General features: G+C 40.2%; 14 protein-coding genes, 2 pseudogenes and 2 riboswitches. Of the genes and pseudogenes, 12 read left to right on the top strand and 4 right to left on the bottom strand.

Annotated elements, in window-relative coordinates:
• Positions 1-186 precede the first annotated feature (186 nt).
• The 4 genes from HUN01_RS02965 to HUN01_RS02980 form a co-directional block, all read right to left on the bottom strand.
• Positions 187-1266 (bottom strand): NAD(P)H-dependent flavin oxidoreductase, encoded by a 1080-nt coding sequence (locus tag HUN01_RS02965; RefSeq protein ID WP_181930011.1) that lies wholly within the window; start codon positions 1264-1266, stop codon positions 187-189.
• A 229-nt stretch (positions 1267-1495) separates the two neighbouring features.
• Positions 1496-2560, bottom strand: a complete 1065-nt coding sequence (gene hemF / locus HUN01_RS02970; RefSeq protein ID WP_181930012.1) for an oxygen-dependent coproporphyrinogen oxidase — start codon at positions 2558-2560, stop codon at positions 1496-1498.
• Positions 2561-2813: 253 nt separating this feature from the next.
• Positions 2814-3527 carry a heterocyst differentiation pentapeptide repeat protein HetL gene (hetL, locus tag HUN01_RS02975; RefSeq protein ID WP_181930013.1) on the bottom strand — a complete coding sequence of 238 codons (714 nt, stop codon included), beginning with the start codon at positions 3525-3527 and terminating at the stop codon, positions 2814-2816.
• A 307-nt stretch (positions 3528-3834) separates the two neighbouring features.
• A complete protein-coding gene (locus HUN01_RS02980; protein ID WP_181930014.1) occupies positions 3835-4719 on the bottom strand; it encodes a macrolide 2'-phosphotransferase in 885 nt (294 codons plus the stop codon).
• A 131-nt stretch (positions 4720-4850) separates the two neighbouring features.
• A riboswitch (cobalamin riboswitch) is annotated at positions 4851-4993 on the top strand.
• A gap of 346 nt (positions 4994-5339) precedes the next feature.
• Between HUN01_RS02980 and HUN01_RS02985 the strand changes: the two genes are divergently transcribed.
• The 12 genes and pseudogenes from HUN01_RS02985 (at position 5340) to HUN01_RS03040 (ending at position 18662) form a co-directional block, all read left to right on the top strand.
• A complete protein-coding gene (locus HUN01_RS02985; protein WP_181930015.1) occupies positions 5340-5537 on the top strand; it encodes a hypothetical protein in 198 nt (65 codons plus the stop codon).
• Positions 5538-5637: 100 nt separating this feature from the next.
• Positions 5638-6639: a methyltransferase domain-containing protein gene (locus HUN01_RS02990; RefSeq protein ID WP_181930016.1), complete on the top strand. Its 1002-nt coding sequence runs from the start codon at positions 5638-5640 to the stop codon at positions 6637-6639.
• Positions 6640-6828: 189 nt separating this feature from the next.
• A pseudogene (gene cobW, locus HUN01_RS02995) lies at positions 6829-7888 on the top strand (cobalamin biosynthesis protein CobW).
• Complete coding sequence (locus HUN01_RS03000) at positions 7875-8339, top strand: hypothetical protein (RefSeq protein ID WP_181930017.1); 465 nt, start codon at positions 7875-7877, stop codon at positions 8337-8339. The pseudogene cobW and the gene HUN01_RS03000 overlap by 14 nt, the downstream one beginning before the upstream one ends.
• 344 nt (positions 8340-8683) lie before the next feature.
• Complete coding sequence (locus HUN01_RS03005; protein WP_181930018.1) at positions 8684-9073, top strand: hypothetical protein; 390 nt, start codon at positions 8684-8686, stop codon at positions 9071-9073.
• 312 nt (positions 9074-9385) lie between these two features.
• A complete protein-coding gene (locus HUN01_RS03010) occupies positions 9386-9841 on the top strand; it encodes a hypothetical protein (RefSeq protein ID WP_181930019.1) in 456 nt (151 codons plus the stop codon).
• Positions 9842-10275: 434 nt separating this feature from the next.
• A riboswitch (cobalamin riboswitch) is annotated at positions 10276-10425 on the top strand.
• Positions 10426-10913: 488 nt separating this feature from the next.
• A complete protein-coding gene (locus tag HUN01_RS03015; protein ID WP_181932537.1) occupies positions 10914-12890 on the top strand; it encodes a TonB-dependent receptor plug domain-containing protein in 1977 nt (658 codons plus the stop codon).
• A gap of 92 nt (positions 12891-12982) precedes the next feature.
• A pseudogene (locus HUN01_RS03020) lies at positions 12983-14016 on the top strand (IS630 family transposase); the annotation flags it as partial.
• Between the two features lie 141 nt (positions 14017-14157).
• Entirely contained in the window at positions 14158-15030 is an 873-nt protein-coding gene (locus HUN01_RS03025; protein WP_181930020.1) for a (2Fe-2S) ferredoxin domain-containing protein, read from the top strand.
• Positions 15031-15273: 243 nt separating this feature from the next.
• The gene (locus tag HUN01_RS03030) at positions 15274-16491 is read left to right on the top strand and encodes an ABC transporter substrate-binding protein (protein WP_181930021.1); all 1218 of its coding nucleotides are present in this window, start codon (positions 15274-15276) and stop codon (positions 16489-16491) included.
• A gap of 2 nt (positions 16492-16493) precedes the next feature.
• Entirely contained in the window at positions 16494-17576 is a 1083-nt protein-coding gene (locus HUN01_RS03035; RefSeq protein WP_181930022.1) for an iron ABC transporter permease, read from the top strand.
• A 72-nt stretch (positions 17577-17648) separates the two neighbouring features.
• Positions 17649-18662, top strand: a complete 1014-nt coding sequence (locus tag HUN01_RS03040; RefSeq protein WP_181930023.1) for an ABC transporter ATP-binding protein — start codon at positions 17649-17651, stop codon at positions 18660-18662.
• Positions 18663-18695: the final 33 nt, after the last annotated feature.

Raw genomic sequence — 18695 nt, forward strand, 5'->3', positions numbered from 1 at the left:
CTGAATTCTGTTCGATAAATCTAATGCCGATTAGCTAACCTGACTTTTCACGTTATGTGGAAAAGTCCACCAAAAACCTAACCCCCTAACCCCCTTCCCGACGCGGGAAGGGGGAAATTTCAAAGTCTCTCTCCTTTTAGGAGAGAGATTTAGAGAGAGGTTTTCCAGATGCCGTGAAAAGTCAGATTAGCTAACAAGTTCCCCAATTAATTCCGCAACAGACATCATACATTCGGCACGTCCAGCATTACTCCCAGCAAAAACTAGACCGTTTTCCACATCACCACGAGCAGCTTTATCTAATGCCTGAATAATACAATAGGTTTCTTGATGATCTCGGCATTGACAAACCTCTAAGCAGTTAGCGATACAGCGCTTTTCTAAATCTGGAGAATGAGCGATCGCTTTTTCCACAAAAGTATTTTTTAATGCCCTTCCCGGCATTCCCACAGGAGAAGGTACAATTACCACATCTTCGGGACTGGCATCAAGATGAAACTCCTTGTAACGAATATCTGCATCACATTCATCGGTGGTAATGAAGCGAGTCCCCATTTGTACCCCTTTCGCCCCCAAAGCCAACATCCGATCAATATCAGCACGGTTCCAAACGCCACCTGCTGCAATCACTGGAATATCTGTACCCAGTTCCGAATGCAGATATTCCACCAATTCTGGAATTACTTGCTCCGCATTTAAGGCAACATTACCTAAATCTTGGTATTTTGCACCCAAATGTCCCCCCGCTGTATTCGGGTTCTCCACTACAAAGGCATCAGGTAAACGTCCATAATGACGTTCCCACTTCCGGCAAATCACCTTAGCAGCACGGGTACTGGAAATAATTGGCACTAGTGCCACATCTGGATAGCTCTCTGTATATTCAGGTAGATGCAATGGTAAGCCAGCACCAGAAATTACTAAATTAACACCATGTTCCACGGCTGTACGTACCAGAGTTTCATTATCTCGCGCTACCACCATTGAGTTAATCCCAATCACCCCATTTGGACTGATTTGACGAGCTTTCTGGAGTTCATCAATTAACGCCAAGCGATTTGCTTCAAATAGCTGATGTTTTCGCTGTTTAATCGCAAAATAAGGAGAATTGAGTCCTAATCCCACGGCAGATACAATACCAATGCCACCTGCATTAGCCACAGCCCCAGCCAGATTTGCGCCAGAAATTCTGATTCCCATTCCTCCTTGAATAATCGGGTAGCGGGCAATATGTTTACCAATAAGTAGCGATGGAAGTGTTGTCATATTTAATTTTTAATTTCTTAACTATGGAGTTTTAAAAGTTACCAGCAGTTGAAGGAGGCAGGAGGAGCAAATCATCCGGGGATTCGACTCCTCCTGAATTGATGCCACTGTTGCGTTAGTTTCCCGCAGGGTACGAAAGTTCAGTGTGTGATGCGTCATTTTAGTGCCTTATCGCAAGCGAACATCTAAATGGCTGCTCATGGTGAATACCTTGTTGCTAAAAATGTTGTTATTTTTGAACAAAAGTCACATTCGTCCAATCGTGAGGCTGGAGAAAAATTTCGGTGAGCCGTGCTTCGGGTGTACCTGGTTCTGGCTCATAGCAATATTCCCAGCGTGCTAGAGGTGGTAGAGACATCAGTATGGATTCTGTTCTACCATTGGTTTGCAGACCGAAAACCGTTCCTCGGTCATACACCAGATTAAACTCTGCGTAACGACCCCGACGGTACAGTTGGAACTGACGTTGGCGATCGCCATATTCTATTTCTTGCCGTTGTTCTACAATGGGCAAATAGGCAGGTAAAAATGCTTGACCGCAAGACTGAACAAAGGCAAAGATATCTTCCCAGTTACGAGATACCGTTCCTACTTGCTGACTGTAGAGTGCTGCTGGACTATCTGTTTGATCGCCTACATAAAGCTTGCCGCTAGCATCCTGATAGTCAAAGAAGATGCCGCCAATGCCTCGCTGTTCTTGACGATGTTTTAAGTAGAAGTATTCATCACACCAGCGTTTAAAGGTTGGATAATATTCTGGATGGTGGACATCACAGGCATTTTTGAGCGTCTGATGAAAGTGAACTGCATCTTCTGCAAAGGGGTAGTATGGCGTTAAATCAGCCCCACCACCAAACCACCAAATCGGGCCTGCCTGAAAGTAGCGGTAGTTCAGATGCACTGTTGGTACGTAGGGATTACGGGGATGCAACACCATTGAGGTTCCTGTGGCAAAAAATTCATGTCCTGCGGCTTCTGGCCGTTGAGCCAAAATTGCCGGCGGTAGACTACTTCCCCAAACTGCCGAAAAGTTTACACCACCCTGTTCAAACACCCGCCCTTCTCGAATCACGCGAGTACGCCCTTCTCCACCTTCTGCTCGTTCCCAGTAGTCTTCTTGAAAGCGTGCTTTTCCATCAAGTTGCTCTAAGGCTGTGCAAATTTCATCTTGTAAATTCTGCATGAATTGCTGCGATCGCTCCCGTGAATCCTGGGGTATTGTGTTGGTAGGTGATGCCAGCAATGTTGTGTGATTTCTAGATTCTTGCAGAGAATTATCGGAATGACGACCCATGTTAAAACCTCTGAAACTTTCAGTTAAATTAATTTAATAGCTATATAACCATAAAGCAATAAAAAGATTTTATCTAGAGAATTTTCAAAACTTAACGCTTCGTGGATTCAACACCGTACTTAATTGGGGCCACCAAATTTATAATTTGGTAGGGGGTCTTAAACCCAAGTTCGCTCTGGTCACGAGCTTCAGCGCAGGAATCAGAATTCCCTTCTGCCAACTGAGCCTCCTGCCCTCTGCCTTTCTTGATAACTCAATCATGAACAGTACCATCAGGCATGATTGCTCCCTGGAGATCGGTATTTGTGAGAATTGCCCCTGTTAAGTCTGCACCTTGCAGATTTGCTTTTCGCAGAATGGCACTATCTAGATTTGCATAACTCAAGTCTGCACCTTGCAAACTAGCCTCACTTAAATCCGCCGCTAAGTTACCCCACTGTATTGTTTTAGACAGATTAGCGCGACATAATTTTGCTTTATCTAAGTTGGCATGATGCATAGAAACAGCTCTGAGGTCAGCATAACTTAAATCTGCCCAACTCAAAACCACATATCCCAAATCTGTACGCTGGTCAGAACTGGGGCGTAAGTCTGCTTGAAATAACAGAGAACGAGATAAATTTGCACCATGCAAATTAGCACCACATAAACTAGCTTTGATTAAATTTGTTTCTTCTAAGCGTGTCTTGATTAATTTTGCCCCCGTTAAATCAGCTTCTCGGAGAACAGCACGATATAAGTCTGCTTCACTCAAATCTATGCCCCAAAGGATAGATTCACTCAAGTCTGCTTCGTGTAAGCAAGCTCGGCTAAGATTAGTTCTACCAAGTCGTGTTTGACGTAAATCAGCATAGCTAAAATCTGCGCCTATGAGGTTGGCATTTGTTAATTCGGCTTCTTGCAGATTTAGTCTTTGAAAGTTTCTTGCTCCAGCAGCATAAGATTTAAGAATTTCATTTATATCCATATTAAAAATTTTAAGTTCAGGAGAGGGTATTTCATGCGATCGCAGTGTGATTCTTCATACGGGGTTTTATGATGCCGTTGGTTAATGCAAGCAAAAAATAACCAAAAGTTCTCTGAAGTCTATTAGCTGGAACAAATTCAGCTAAGTACGCACCGAAAATTGTTCCTACAATAGCAACCACAATGAAAGACAACCTTATCAAGTTCCAATTTAAAGAAAGATATTGATCAAAATCTATAGCAAGCTTTGGTAAAAAATGAGACTTACCCCGATTAATGACGAATGTCAGTATACAGCTTAACTATGATTAAAGTAATCCAAGCTGCCCCTTGGCTGCATTGATATGCTCATTCATGTTTGTTTTAATGGCAAAAATGGCGTAATTTAAGGGTGAAGCTGAATGGCGCTCTACAGAGTGCTCAAAAATATTGTCCCATACCTTTCCTCCAAACTTTTTATACCAAAATATTAAATCCCTCAAACTTTGTTCTCCGAAAACAGCAATGTGTCCTGAAAAATCAACAGATGGGTCACTTACTTGCCCCTCTGACCAATCAATAATTCCGCTGACTTCCCCGTTCTTATCAGCAAGAATGTGGCCTGCGTATAAATCGCCGTGAATGAAAGTAGAAAAATTAGGCCAAAGGCTATCGGCATCCAACCATCTTCGCCATCGGGTTTCCAGTTCAGCACTTATTCCTATTTCTCGTTTTACACTCTCAATATTACTCAAAACTTCTTGTCGAACCATTTGGGGTGTTAGTAATTTTACGCCTATTGAGACAGCCTCCCGGACTGGGATCTGATGGAGTTCGACAAGAACTTTAGCCAGTGATGAAACAATGCTGGTATCTTTTTGATCAATATTCCATGTAATCTCATGTGTCTCAGGGTTGAAAGTTATAACGGGCTTATTCTCCAATAAGGGATACGCCACCAGCTTTGGACTTACAATTTTCCAATTGGGAACGGAAATAGATAAGTGTTTTTTTGCTAGATTTAAAATATTTTTCTCTTGTTCAATTTGTCCAGCTAAATTTTCACGACGAGGTATTCGCAATACCCACTTGTTACCGTCGATATCAGTGGCAAACGCCACTTTGAAATCAATCCCCATTTCATTAAAGAATATATCGTCGCCAAGTTGGAGACCATAGCTAGCGGCCAGATTCAGAATGTCATTTCTTTTCATATTCCGCCCTTCCGTGAAAGAAAATCTCCCAATTCCCGCTTGACGCTTCAGAGAGTGCCTAACTATTTATTGTACGGGAACTTTATTTTAGTTTGGTGAGAGTCATCAAGCAAGCAAACCACAGTTGTGTTAGTATTCAGATGAATCTCGGTTCTAGTGGGGAACAGCCGCTAGAGGAAACGGGGAAAGTCCGGTGTAAATCCGGCGCTGTCCCGCAGCTGTAATCAAGGCTTGCCTTGTGAGTCAGAATGCCCGCCGAAGTAAACTTGTAATTTTGTACATCTGCGAGGCACAGATAAGTATTTTATGAAAATTTCTGCAACTAATCAGCTTGACGTTCTCATAGCCCCACGTATCAAGACGCTACAGATTACAGCTTTCTATGAGAGGGTAGGCGGTTAATTTAGGGTGCAAATCTTGTTTTTAGATGCTGCGATCGCTACCCCAGATGAGAGTATCGCTTGCAAATATTGTGTATTGAACTAACAGATAGAAGTTGTTCAAAACAGGTAAAAAATGGCGTGTGTGACATACATATTCCTGTTCTACTACTGAACAAATGCTTTCCCAGTTAGCATAAAAATTGCTAATTCACTACACTATTACTTCAATTAATCATCATGCCAAAATTCTATATTCACCGGGTTGGAAAAATTCCCACTGCTGTTCATCCCTTTGTCAAACAAACAGCTGTCCCCCAAGATAAACACAAGCCCAGTCTACTGCAAGGGAGAATTATTCAAGATGTTCAAAACATTGCAATTTCGATGTACAGGATGATTTATATTGCGTTAGCTCCGCTCATCGTAGGCATCTAATCTGGTGGGCGATTACGACATCGCGCGTCTAATTCGGGACGAACAGCAATGAGTAAACCGTTAGATCAACTCAAATAGTTGTACAGAAAGGTTCAAAAAAATGGCAACTTTATTATATTCTGTAATTGGTTTTCTTCTGATTTTGGTGATTGGAATTGCGGCTTATCTCCTGACCGCCCGCAAGTATGAATCCTCCGCTACAGTCGCCAATTCCTACGATCAATGGACTCTTGATGGCATCGTAGAGTTTTATTGGGGAGAACACATTCACCTCGGTCACTACGGTTCGCCGCCACGACGAAAGGATTTTTTGGCTGCTAAATCTGACTTTGTACATGAAATGGTTAAATGGGGTGGAATAGAAAAATTACCTTCTGGCACTACCGTCTTAGATGTTGGCTGTGGTATCGGCGGCAGCAGCAGGATTTTAGCGCGAGATTATGGGTTTGCGGTCACAGGGATTACGATCAGCCCACAGCAGGTAAAGCGTGCCCAGGAGTTAACACCCGACGGGCTAAACGTCCAGTTTGCGGTCGATGATGCAATGGCACTGTCGTTTCCAGATGCCAGTTTTGATGTGGTCTGGTCAATCGAAGCAGGCCCCCACATGCCAGATAAAACCGTCTTTGCTAGAGAATTAATGCGGGTGCTAAAGCCTGGTGGAGTGTTGGTTGTAGCTGACTGGAATCAGAGGGATGACCGCCAAAAGCCGCTAAATTTTTGGGAGAAACCAGTGATGCGCCAACTTCTCGATCAGTGGTCTCATCCAGCTTTTTCCAGTATTGAAGGCTTTTCCGAACTTTTAGCAGAGACAGAATTAGTCGAAGGGGAGGTAATTACGGCAGACTGGACAGAACAAACGCTTCCTTCTTGGCTAGACTCCATCTGGCAAGGAGTTGCTCGACCACAGGGATTGGTGCGTTTTGGTCTATCTAGTTTCATTAAATCTCTGCGTGAGATGCCGACGTTTTTGCTGATGCGTTTGGCGTTTGGTGCAGGCCTGTGCCGATTTGGAATGTTCCGCGCTGTACGGGCGAACGGTAGTACAGAATTGAGCGATAGAAACTTTGCCAAACAAACTCCCTCAAGCTTGATTAGGTAGCCAATCCGACATAACTTTAACTAAGTACTGATTTGCGTAAAATCGTGGGGAATTGAGGATTGAAATTTAAACGCAGAGGGACGCATTCGCGGAGCGTCCCGTAGGGAAGGTTAGCGCAGAGGGATATCTGTGGTTTGAACAACTTCCTACACATTGCAAGATTAATCAACAAACAAGATACTTTCTAATATGCAAAAAATTCCCGTCACAGTAATTACAGGATTTCTAGGCGCAGGCAAAACAACGTTAATTCGCCATTTACTCCAAAACAATGAGGGACGACGCATTGCTGTTTTGGTGAATGAATTTGGAGAAATCGGAATTGATGGCGAACTTTTACGTGATTGCCGAGTTTGTGACGATGAAGAAGACTCTAACAGTAATATTGATTGTTGAACTCACCAACGGTTGTCTGTGCTGTACAGTGCAAGAAGAATTCTTACCAGCGATGCAAGAATTACTGAAGCGACGCGCCAGCCTAGACTGTATGTTGATTGAAACCTCTGGACTAGCACTGCCAAAACCATTAGTGCAAGCATTTCGTTGGCCGGAGATTCGCACAGGCGCTACAGTAGACAGCGTAATCACTGTGGTGGACTGTGAAGCTTTAGCAACTAATCAATATGTAGGTGATTTAGCAGCCCTCTTAGCACAGAGACAAGCTGACTCTAGCCTAGAACACGAAACACCCATTGAGGAACTGTTTGAAGATCAGCTGGCTTGTGCTGACCTAGTATTGCTGACTAAGAGCGATCGCGTTGATTTCCCAACGCAAGTTAGAGTACAGGAGTGGTTAAAGCAGAACTTATCCCCTGGTGTAAAAGTCATTCCTTGCCAGGACGGTAAAATCAGTGGCGATTTGTTACTCGGTTTCAACGCTGCGGTAGAAGACAACTTAGATAGTCGTCCCAGTCACCACGATACTGAAGAAGACCACGAACATGATGAAGGAATTAATGCAGTGCAACTACTGTTAGACCAAGCATTTGAGCCGACTGTCTTAGTCAAACGCTTGCAAACATTAGTGCAACAGCAAGAAATTTATCGAATTAAGGGATTTGTAGCAGTTCCCAACAAAGCCATGCGTCTGGTATTACAGGGGGTTGGTAATCGATTTGACTACTTTTATGATCGTCCTTGGCAACCCCAGGAACCCCGTCAAACGCGATTAGTATTGATTGGACGGGAGCTTGAGCAGGTTCGCATTGAGTCAATTGTGTTGGAGGAGGAAGTCGATGCGACCATCTAATAGTGTTTGGCAAGGAAATTTCGGCTACTGGCAAAACAACTTTATTCATAATAATCTACTGGTAATTGGTTACACAGGATGGAAAGGATTTCAGTCATTTGGGCGGGGAGTTGTCATTTGTGATGTAGATACTAAAGTTACTCACCCTACAAATACAAGTGTTGATACAGTTCCCTTCACCCTGCAATTTCTACCCTCTGATTTGATTGGGTTTTACTTGCGATCGTTTCAGGATGGCGGATTTATATCGCAATCAATCTGCTCCCCTATGATTTCATCAATTTTACCTGCGATCGCAACATACAATCCCCATCAAGATATTCTTTTGGTGCTAAAGGCAGATCCTCAATTTGAGGTGAATTTTTTACACCAACTAAAAATTACTCCACCCGATTGCTACGAACAAGTTTGCAATCGCTGGTCAGAATTTAAACCAAGCCTAATGCCCTAGAAGATATACAGGATATCAACATATATAGTTGCACTTTTTAAAGTTGGAGTATAATCGATTGCTATCTCTCTAGCAAGTAGCTATGTATTAAGTATATAAAACAGGAAAATCTCCTGTTTGGGAAATAAATCAATGTAAGAGATACAAAGTGAAAAATAAAAGATTTTACTTGGATTTTTTGCAACTATTTTTTCAAGAATCTGTGAATCTCAGATAGCAATTTATTTTCTGGTGTATATTATGGGTGAATTGCTTCGAGTATGCAGGTTTTTAGAAAACATCATTCCCCTACCAAGCTGAGAGAACATTAACCTTAATTGTCAACCTCCTTCTAGGACAATTGCATGAAGAAAGTTTTAATAACTTTAACTACCAAATCAGCAGCTTTGATGTCCCTAGCATCATTGGTAATGACCAGTAAAGTCACCACAGCTGGTGAACCAGTAAATCCGCAACCAGTAGACCGTCCTAATGCTGCTACTAGACCAGTATCAGCATCAGACCAAAAAGCTTGTGTAAGACATCCGAAACTCGGTAAGTTTTTCTGCGCTCATGCTGAAGAATTATCTCATTTGCAAAAAGGTGTAGCAGAGATTGATGTTACATCGGATGACAGCGAAAAGGCTCTGCTTGGGGTTACGGATGCAGAAAGTGATGCTGCTGTAGCTATGTTTGGTTGTGATTGTGCTGCATCGATAAATTGTTTACGCCGTCTGCGGAATAGCCTACCCTAGAATCTAATTTCCTGAGTTTTTCATCTTCCCAAAAGCAGGGAATATGGGAAGAGTTTTTCTCTCTTCCCTCACTCTTTTACAGTTTTGTGTTTAGAAGTTTCAGATAAATATATTGCTGATGTTGTGGTGATAGCAAAGCTCTACGGCGAAACGCCGAACGCATTCCCACCATTATACACACTCGGTCGTTGGGCATTTAAGCGTTGGCTGGAAAGGTCGGTTGTCGAGGGGTTAGCAGCGCATACTATTTTTGAAAACCATCTGTGTTATTCCGTTCAACTTTGGCAGTTATCTAAAGGAGTTTAATTGAAAATGACCACAGAAATAAACACCCAAGATTGGCAACAAGCTTTTATCGCCACCAATATATTAGCAATTGCTTACAACGCTTGGATCGGTTATTTAGGAGGAGAACGTGGTGTCGTAATTTGCAGTACCAATTCTCCGCATTTAAGTATGGCTGGTGAAACATTTAAAGCGCATTTTATCCCGCGTAAAAATCTCGCAGCTTTCTTAAATGCTTGGTTAACAGCACCAGATACCGTACTGTTGCAAAGACACTTCATGAATGCTCATATTCTTGAAGCTGTAGATAAGTATAATCCCCAAAAAGATATTGTATTTTTGTTGGAATACGGTAATCAGGCTGGGTTTTTCTATTTAACTAATTTACCAATTACACCACCGCAATGTTACCACACTGTACGCAAAGAATGGGCAAAATTCCAACTTCCGCACACCCTTTTAACAGGAGCAAAAACACAATGAGACTCATCCAAAAGCAAAAACAAGCTTTCTAGTTTTACCGCTTTTTCCCCATTGCTATGTATAGAGCTTTAATAGCAAAATTAAAGCCTTGTACTACCTCTTATGACTGTAATACTCTGGACAAAATTAAATCTAGAGTGTGAAAAAATTACCTTATCCTGATAGTTATGGTATTTATTTTATGAGTGTTAACTCTAGCACAAATATAATTCTATAGGAATCATATTTGATTTCTGAAAATATTTGAGTAGGGTGTGTTATGCCGTAGGCTAACGCACCATCCGAAGATTTTGGTGCGTTACGGAAGCCGTAACACACCCTACATATACTTAGATTTTTTCATAAATCAAATACTAGTCCTATATATCCAGTAAGTAATATGGAGAATTAAAATTATTATCGACTGAATTTACATATAGACAGTAATTATGGTAATGTGACACATAACTGTCGGTTCTGATGGGGAGCAGCCATCAGGCGCAAGGGGGAAAGTTCGGTGTAAATCCGGCGCTGTCCCGCAGCTGTAATGAGACGAATATAACGTGTCTCTTAGTCAGAATGCCCGCCGACTCACTCTAGACACAAAACATTTATCTGCGAGGCACAGATGATACATTTGATTAATAAATTTCATGGGTACAGATACTGTTTTAAGACGGTACCCTCTGCAAGTTTTACTAATTCGCTTCGCTGTTAGTAACGACACTTAATTTTTGGTTGTCTTATAGGAATTTGGGTATCCATAAGGAATACCACAAAGTCTTTTTGCTATCAAAATAGTATCCACCATGATTTAGCTATGGCAATGCATTGTAGCAAGCTAGTACCGCAAGGCGGAATTAAAAATTAAAAATTAAAAATTAAAAATGAAGACAGCGTAAGGGTTTTGTTGATTGGGAATGGGTGGTTTATTTCCGCCGTACTGTACTAGTTAAACCCTAAATCTTAGAAATTCAACAGCACAAATAAATACCTGCATTTACTGAAAACGAGGAGTTTCATGTCCACTTCCCGCATAGTTACTTATTGTGAATTTTTCTCAAAAATCTTCGTTTTTACCGCAATTTATGGGATGGTCGGTGGAGGAAATGTAGCAATTGCTAATCAAGTTGCACAAATATCTGAGTTTCCTAAGTATGAAGGTTCTGCAAGAGACTTACAACCAGTTGCACAAGTAACACCTGAAAATACTCCAGCCTCCACAACAGAAACAGAACCCGATATTGAATTAACAGTCATCGACAAGCTATTGAATGAACCTGTATTTTCACCTTTTCGCCGCGAGGGGACAGTGAAAGATTCCACCCGTCCAGTTTACGTGATTACAGGTGAAGAAATGGAAGCGCAAGGTGCAAGAACTGTCAAAGAAGCACTGCGATTTCTTCCTGGTGTCTTGGGTGATGGTACAGTTGGCACAGAAGTTAATGCCCAAAGTGGTCAATTTATTCGCGGTTCTAACACCGGTCAAGTATTAATATTGCTTGATGGTAGACCGATTAATAATCTTGGTGGCGGTGGTTTTGACCTTTCAGAATTTACCACCAATAATATTGAAAGAGTTGAAGTGTTACCAGGAGGAGGTTCAACACTTTATGGTTCTGATGCGATAGGAGGGGTAATTAATATTGTCACTCGTCGTCCCACAGAGAAAATTACAACAGAAGCCAAAGTTAATATTGGTGCTTATGGACTAAACCAACAAAGTATTCAAAATAGTGGGAAAGCAGGTGCAATTTCTTGGGTTGTAGGTTACAACCGTACCCAAGCAGAAAATAATTATCCTTTTACAATTCCTGAAGCCAATTTTACAGGAACTAGAACAAATAATGATGCTCTATTTAACAACTTCAATGTCAAACTAGAGGCAGATTTAGGAACACGCAATACCTTAAGTCTCTCAAGCCTATACTTAAGCAAAGAACAGGGAGTACCAGGAGGAGTAGCAATTCCTGAACCCCAATTTGGGCAAGGTTTTTTCAATTCTCTCACCGACAATAATCGCAAATACACAGACCAAGTTCTCACTGATTTAACCTGGAATTCCAAATTAGGGAATGGGAATGATTCACTTTTAACAGCCAGAGTTTATACTGATTTTCTCAATACTCGTTTTGATAACCGTAGTGGTGCACTTTCATCTCAAAATCGGTTTGATTCTAACCAAGTTTCTTACGGTATTCAAACCACACATAGTTGGAATCTTACCAAAAATCAGATTTTAGTTTATGGCTTTGATTACCGGAATGCAAATGTGCGTAATACTACCTTTAATTATGGCACTAATGTAAATAGAGAAAATTACGACAACGGTATTAGTCAGGGAGCCATTTTCGCCAAATATGAAAATAATTTTACTCCTAGTTTCAGTATCAATTTAGGAGTACGCCAAGATTTTAGTAGCTTGGTAAATGGCTCATTTACATCACCATCTGTAGGTACAAAATTAGCAATCTCTGACTCCACAACACTCAGAGCAAACTACATCAGAAACTTTCGAGCGCCAACCATTGCCAATTTATTTAACAATAATCCTACTAATATTGGTAATCCTGAACTTAAACCAGAAAAGGGTGATAGTTTTGATATTGGCATTGACCAAAAGTTAGGTAATATAGGCTTATTACGTTTGACGTTCTTTAGTAACACAGTATCCGATACAATTGCCTTTAAGCGGTTGACACCACCCGTGAATGGCAATACAGGTACTTTGGAAAATATCGGACTGGTTAGAACTACAGGAATTGAAGCTTCTTTAAACTTACAGATAGCGAAAAATTTCTATGCTTTTGCTAATTATACAGCTAATGATCCACGGATTTTAGAAAGTTCTAATCCGGCGGAAGTTGATAAAGAGTTGCGTTTTGCAGGTGCGGATAAATTAAATTTGGGTGTTTCTTATGAAAATCCTCAAGGTTGGTATTTAGGATTGCTCATGAATTCTTTGAATGGGTATCCAACGAATAACGATAATACAGAGTTTTTGTCTGGTTATACTACTTTAGATTTCAAAATGCGCGTCCCTTTAAGTGATAGTTTGATACTGATATAGGAATCATATTTGATTTCTGAAAAAAACTACGAGATAATACGGACAGAATATTTGTCTAATAGCTAACAATGATAAACCAGCATCTACAAGCCGCGATCGCAGAACTACAAGAATTTATAGATGATCGCCCAGATGCGCGTGAGGTGAGGAAAGCGTTGGCAGTCAAATTGGTTTATCAAGGCTACAAGTATGAGGAAATTCAAACAATTTTAGATGTGTCACTGGGTTCGATAACAAGCTGGAAGCAAGCTTATGAGGAAGATGGAATTTCGGGACTGCGCCTGAACCACAAGGGAAAAAAAAGTTACTTAACTGCTCAACAACGAGAAGAAGTTTTAAGTTGGTTGCAAACAAAAGAATGTTGGGAACTTGGTGAACTCGAATATAAATTGGCTTTTGAATATGATGTAACTTATGAGTCAAAGCGGAGCTATTATGACTTATTTGATGCGGCAGGAATTAGTTGGAAGAAAACTACTTCTTTAAATCCAAAAGCTGACGAGGACGCTGTTGCTGCAAAAAAAAAAGAGATTGAAACACTATTGGCAAGGCATCGGCAGGAAATTGAAGAAGGAAAGTTGAGAGTATTGCTGCTTGATGAGTGTCATTTAATGTGGGGAGATTTAAGTGGGTATGTCTGGGGAAAAACTGACCAAGAAATAGCAGTGAGAGTTGTTAATATACGAGACAAACAGACATACTACGGGGCAGTTGACTATCTGGAGGGAAGCTTACTACTAAAAGCGTATAACGCAGGTAACTCAGAAAATACAATTGATTATCTACGTTATTTATTAGATCAGTCCCCCAATCAAAGATTACTTCTTTTTGGGATGGTGCTTCTTACCATCGTTCACATCTGGTTCAAAACTTTTTAGGCGAGGTAAACCAAGATTTGTCTCAAGAGGAGTGGAAAATTCACTGCGTCCGCTTTGCTCCTAATTGCCCGTCACAAAATCCAATTGAGGATATTTGGTTACAAGCTAAAACCTGGGTGCGGCGTTTCTGTGCCTTGATTCCTTCGTTCTCACATCTCAAATGGATGTTTGAGTGGTTTATCCGGCACACTACCTTTGATTTTGCGACTCTTCAAATGTACGGAGCTTTTTCAGAAATCAAATATTAGTCCTATAAGTAGTGTAGATAATATCTTTAACCAGCGTTATCAGTTGTTTCCGGGTTTTCCTGATGGGGGGAGGGTTTTTCAGGTTGGGTTGAGTTCTAGGTTTTAAGGTTAAGAGTTTTTTCACGCACAGGAGAATTGAAGATGAGTGAATTTAATTGTTTGGTTACACCAGTAAATCAAGTTGTGACTGAGGCGTTGTCTACAGGTGGAACAATTGAGTATGAATATTTTGATTGTGGAAGTGATGTTTTGTCATCGTTACTTTACACTTTATTTGAGCAGAATTGGCAACAGGTAGGGGTGGGGCATATTGTCCAAGGTAGTGTTTTGGAATTAGAATTTAATGCTGCACCAAAACTTTGTATTCTCTACGATGGATATTTGACGGTAGCGACAGAAGGTTGGCATTTACATTTGTGTATTGATACTAATTTTGGTGGGCCTCTTTGTAGAACCCCTGTAGAAGTCAGGAAGCAGCGTCAAGTTAGTCGTGCGGCTTTTTATCGTCGGTTTAATGCAGAAGGCCATCCCAGAAGTTGGGGAATTCAATTTTGGAATGGTGCAGATGAACAATTGATGACGATTTTATTACCTAATCCTTTCGTTGATGGTGAAAATTTATTACCAGAAGGTAAACCTGATTTATCAAAGTTAGCTTTGTATCAAGAATTAAGAGATATTTATGTATTGGGTATTCAAGCAATCCCGTTTAGCAAAAATCCACTGAAGCATTCTTATATCTCAGTTTGTACTTCTACTCGCTGTCTTCCTTCACGCAAATGGCAACCCACATTTGATGCTTTAAAATCAGCAGTTGAAAATGCCGGTTTAGATATAGAAGTGAGAACATCTGGCTGCTTGGAAGTTTGCCAACAAGGGCCAGTAGTATTTTATTCTGATGATAGAACTTGGTACACTCGCGTTAACTCAAGCGTAGCTGAAACTATTGTCAATGAACATTTGCTAAAAGGTAACAAAGTTATTGAACATTGCTATCCACCAGATTCCCCATAACTTCTATTTTTACAAATCTCACGCAAAGACATAAAACAGATTTTATTTAGTTCATCTTCTTTTCTCTTCTTCTCTAACTCAATACGGTTCAGTTAAGCATTTCTTTCTTCTCTTTGCGTCCTTTGCGGTTCGTAAAAAAATTGACTTTGGCAAAGAGTTGTAGCCTTAACTGAACTGTATTGTTCTCTAACTCTCTGCGCCTTTGCATCTCTGCATGAGAAAAATTCTCTTTCCTCAAACCCCATGAAATTGGTAAAACTTCCTCACTCAAAACCCATTATTTTTTTATGCCAATTCTTCTTAATTGCCACTTTAATTATTGCTTGCAATATTACACCAATGAACACATCTACAAATACCAATAATAACGGCTGCATTCAAAAATATGACCCCAATACTGATTACTTCCCTAATAAAATCAAGATTACTCATGCAACAGGCTTCGCAGTAGAGTATCATAAACACTACAAAATAGTCACTATAAAAAATTCTTGGCAGAATGCCAACACAAAGTTTCAATATGTTTTAGTCCAATGTGGAACTCCTACACCAAAAGAATTTAATCAAGCGCAGGTAATTACAGTTCCTATTAACTCCATAGTTTCTCTATCTACTACTCATTTACCCCACCTAGCGAAATTAGGTGTAGTTGATAAACTGATTGGTATTAGTAATACTAAACAAGTCAATACTTCTGATGTAGTCGAGAGAATTAAAGCTGGAAAGATAGCACAAGTAGGGAATAATTCTAATGTGGATATAGAAAAATTATTAGAATTAAATCCTGACTTGGTGACAACTTTTGGTACTGGAAATTCCCAAACTGATAGTTATACTAAACTCACAGAGGCGGGTTTGAAAGTGGGGATAAATTCTGAATATATGGAAGACACACCACTGGGAAGAAGCGAATGGTTAAAATTTACTGCCTTGTTTTTTAATAAAGACGAACAAGCAGAAAAAATATTTAGTGAAATTGCCAATAAATATGCACGAGTAGCTGAAAAAGCTAAATCTGTAAAAAATCGTCCAACTATATTTGTTGGGTTCAATTTTAAAGGAACTTGGTATATGCCTGGGGGTAAAAGTTACGTAGCCAAATATCTGGCTGATGCAGGAGCAGATTATCTCTGGAGTGATGATAAATCCTCTGGTAGTTTACCTTTATCTTTTGAAGTTGTTTTAGAACGTGCAGCCAATGCTGACTACTGGTTGAATTTTAGTCAATCTTGGAAGAATTTAAAGGATTTAGTAGCTGAAGATAATCGCTATGCTGATTTTAAGGCTGTGAAAACAGGCAATCTTTACAATAATAATGCTCGTGTTAATGAAAGTGGAGGTAATGATTACTGGGAAGGCGGAATTAGTAACCCAGATATGGTTTTATCTGATTTGATTAAAATACTACATCCAGAGATATTACCTAACCATAAACTATTTTATTACCACAAACTTAATTAATAATGTTAAGCAAAAAGTATAAATTTAAAATTCCCCTAATAACCCAAAAAGCTCTGGTTTTTAAAACCATTACTTTTCTAATTATACTTGTAAGTTTAATCTTGGCTTTTTTATTAGACTTGGCTTTAGGTTCAGTTGCTATCCCTATTGATGAAGTAGTCAAAATTTTGCTCGGACAAGAAGCAGAAAAAGTGACATGGACTCATATTATTCTCAAATTTCGCCTACCTAAAGCCTTGACTGCAACTTTAGCTGGTGCAGCTTTAGGCGTGAGTGGCTTACAAATGCAAACCCTATTTAAAAATCCCTTAGCTGGCCCTTTTGCATTGGGAATTAGTTCTGGTGCAAGTTTAGGTGTAGCGTTAGTTGTGTTGACAGCAAGTGCTACGACACCAACATTATTAGCAGATTTGGGGATAATTAGTGATTTTGGTTTAGTCATAGCAGCAAGTCTCGGCGCAGCATCAGTTTTAGGGATGATGTTAGTTGTTTCTCGCAGAGTGCAAGATACTATGACGTTACTAATTTTAGGTTTATTGTTTGGCTATGCTACTAGTGCAATTGTTAGTATTTTGTTGCAGTTTAGCTCAAAAGAACGCATTCAAAGTTATATTATGTGGACTTTTGGGAGTTTTGCTGGAGTGACTTGGAAACAGTTAGTTGTTTTAATTCCAGTGATACTTTTGAGTTTATTGGGAGCAGTGTTGCAATCAAAATCTTTGAATGCACTTTTACTTGGTGAATCTTATGCACGTAGTTTAGGTTTAACGGTGCAGAAAACTAGATTTTCTATTATTACGAGTGCGTCTATATTAGCTGGAGCAATTACCGCTTTTTGTGGCCCCATCGCATTTTTAGGTGTAGCAATTCCTCATCTTTGTCGTAATCTTTTTAATACTTCCGACCATCGAATATTAATTCCTAGTGTAACAATGATGGGTGCAATCTTAGCATTGTTTGCAGATTTGTTTTCTCAACTTGCGGTAAGTCAGATGGTTTTACCTTTAAATGCTGTTACTGCTTTGATTGGAACTCCTGTTGTGACTTGGGTAATTCTGCGGCGTAATTCCCAAAAGTCTTTTTAAGATTTTTGAAACGCAGAGGTACGCAAAGGTAAGCGCAGAGGTACGCAAAGTGTTTTTAAGGTGAAGTTTCTCATGAGTAACTCGATTTTAACAACTCATAACTTGACTATCGGTTACAAGACATCCCGAAAAACTGTTCGGTGTGTTGCATCGGATATTTCGGTATCTCTGCAAGCTGGGGAACTGGTTTGCTTACTTGGCCCTAATGGTGCGGGTAAATCTACATTACTGCGATCGCTCGCCGGAATGCAACCCCCAATCGCAGGTGAAGTGCGACTCTTAGGCGAAAATATTTACAAGTTAGCACCACAAGAATTAGCCAAATGTCTGAGTTTGGTACTCACTGAGAAAGTTGATGTGGGAATGCTATCAGCCTACACCTTGGTAACTCTGGGGCGATATCCTTACACTGATTGGTGGGGAAATTTGACACCCGAAGATGAAGCTATAGTAACTTGGGCAATAAAATCTGTAGGAGCATTATACTTAGCACAACGCCAAGTTAGTGAATTAAGTGATGGTGAACGCCAAAAAATTATGATTGCGCGTGCTTTGGCTCAGTCGCCTATTGTGATGTTACTTGATGAGCCAACAGCATTTCTCGATTTACCGCGACGGGTGGAAATTATGCAGTTGTTGCGTCAGTTAGCACAGGAAACGAATCAAGCAATTCTCCTTTCTACCCACGATTTAGATTTAGCTTTGCGCCTCGCAGATAAAGTTTGGCTATTAACAGCTAATGGGATTTTACACGTTGGCGTACCGGAAGATTTGGTGTTAAGTGGTGCATTTGCTGATAGCTTCCGTAGTGAAGGTGTGGAGTTTGATATGTTTTCTGGTGAATTTAATCTCCATACATCCCACAAGGGAGACATTAACTTAATAGGTGAGGGTATCGCCTCCGTGTGGACTACTCGTGCTTTAGAACGTGTAGGATTTCAAGTTTATCAAGGTAAAAATGACTTACCAATTTCAATAGAAGTAATATCAAATTCAAAACAATTTCTGTGGAAAATTACCAACAACCATAATACATATACTTGTAATTCATTGTCCGAAATAATTAAGTTTTTAAATTTATTATAGCGATCGCTGCTATAATTTAAATGTACATTGATA

Origin of the sequence: Nostoc edaphicum CCNP1411, from assembly GCF_014023275.1 — a bacterium.
In the GTDB taxonomy this organism is placed as follows: Bacteria; Cyanobacteriota; Cyanobacteriia; order Cyanobacteriales; family Nostocaceae; genus Nostoc; species Nostoc edaphicum_A.

Bases quoted from the DNA above. Each gene is read 5' to 3' on its own strand.
- HUN01_RS02990 (WP_181930016.1), top strand. From the start codon at position 5,638: ATGGCAACTTTATTATATTCTGTAATTGGTTTTCTTCTGATTTTGGTG.
- HUN01_RS03010 (WP_181930019.1), top strand. From the start codon at position 9,386: ATGACCACAGAAATAAACACCCAAGATTGGCAACAAGCTTTTATCGCC.
- HUN01_RS02965 (WP_181930011.1), bottom strand. From the start codon at position 1,266: ATGACAACACTTCCATCGCTACTTATTGGTAAACATATTGCCCGCTAC.
- HUN01_RS03040 (WP_181930023.1), top strand. From the start codon at position 17,649: ATGAGTAACTCGATTTTAACAACTCATAACTTGACTATCGGTTACAAG.
- HUN01_RS02980 (WP_181930014.1), bottom strand. From the start codon at position 4,719: ATGAAAAGAAATGACATTCTGAATCTGGCCGCTAGCTATGGTCTCCAA.
- hetL (WP_181930013.1), bottom strand. From the start codon at position 3,527: ATGGATATAAATGAAATTCTTAAATCTTATGCTGCTGGAGCAAGAAAC.
- hemF (WP_181930012.1), bottom strand. From the start codon at position 2,560: ATGGGTCGTCATTCCGATAATTCTCTGCAAGAATCTAGAAATCACACA.
- HUN01_RS03005 (WP_181930018.1), top strand. From the start codon at position 8,684: ATGAAGAAAGTTTTAATAACTTTAACTACCAAATCAGCAGCTTTGATG.
- HUN01_RS03000 (WP_181930017.1), top strand. From the start codon at position 7,875: ATGCGACCATCTAATAGTGTTTGGCAAGGAAATTTCGGCTACTGGCAA.
- HUN01_RS03030 (WP_181930021.1), top strand. From the start codon at position 15,274: ATGAAATTGGTAAAACTTCCTCACTCAAAACCCATTATTTTTTTATGC.
- HUN01_RS03025 (WP_181930020.1), top strand. From the start codon at position 14,158: ATGAGTGAATTTAATTGTTTGGTTACACCAGTAAATCAAGTTGTGACT.
- HUN01_RS03035 (WP_181930022.1), top strand. From the start codon at position 16,494: ATGTTAAGCAAAAAGTATAAATTTAAAATTCCCCTAATAACCCAAAAA.
- HUN01_RS03015 (WP_181932537.1), top strand. From the start codon at position 10,914: ATGGTCGGTGGAGGAAATGTAGCAATTGCTAATCAAGTTGCACAAATA.
- HUN01_RS02985 (WP_181930015.1), top strand. From the start codon at position 5,340: ATGCCAAAATTCTATATTCACCGGGTTGGAAAAATTCCCACTGCTGTT.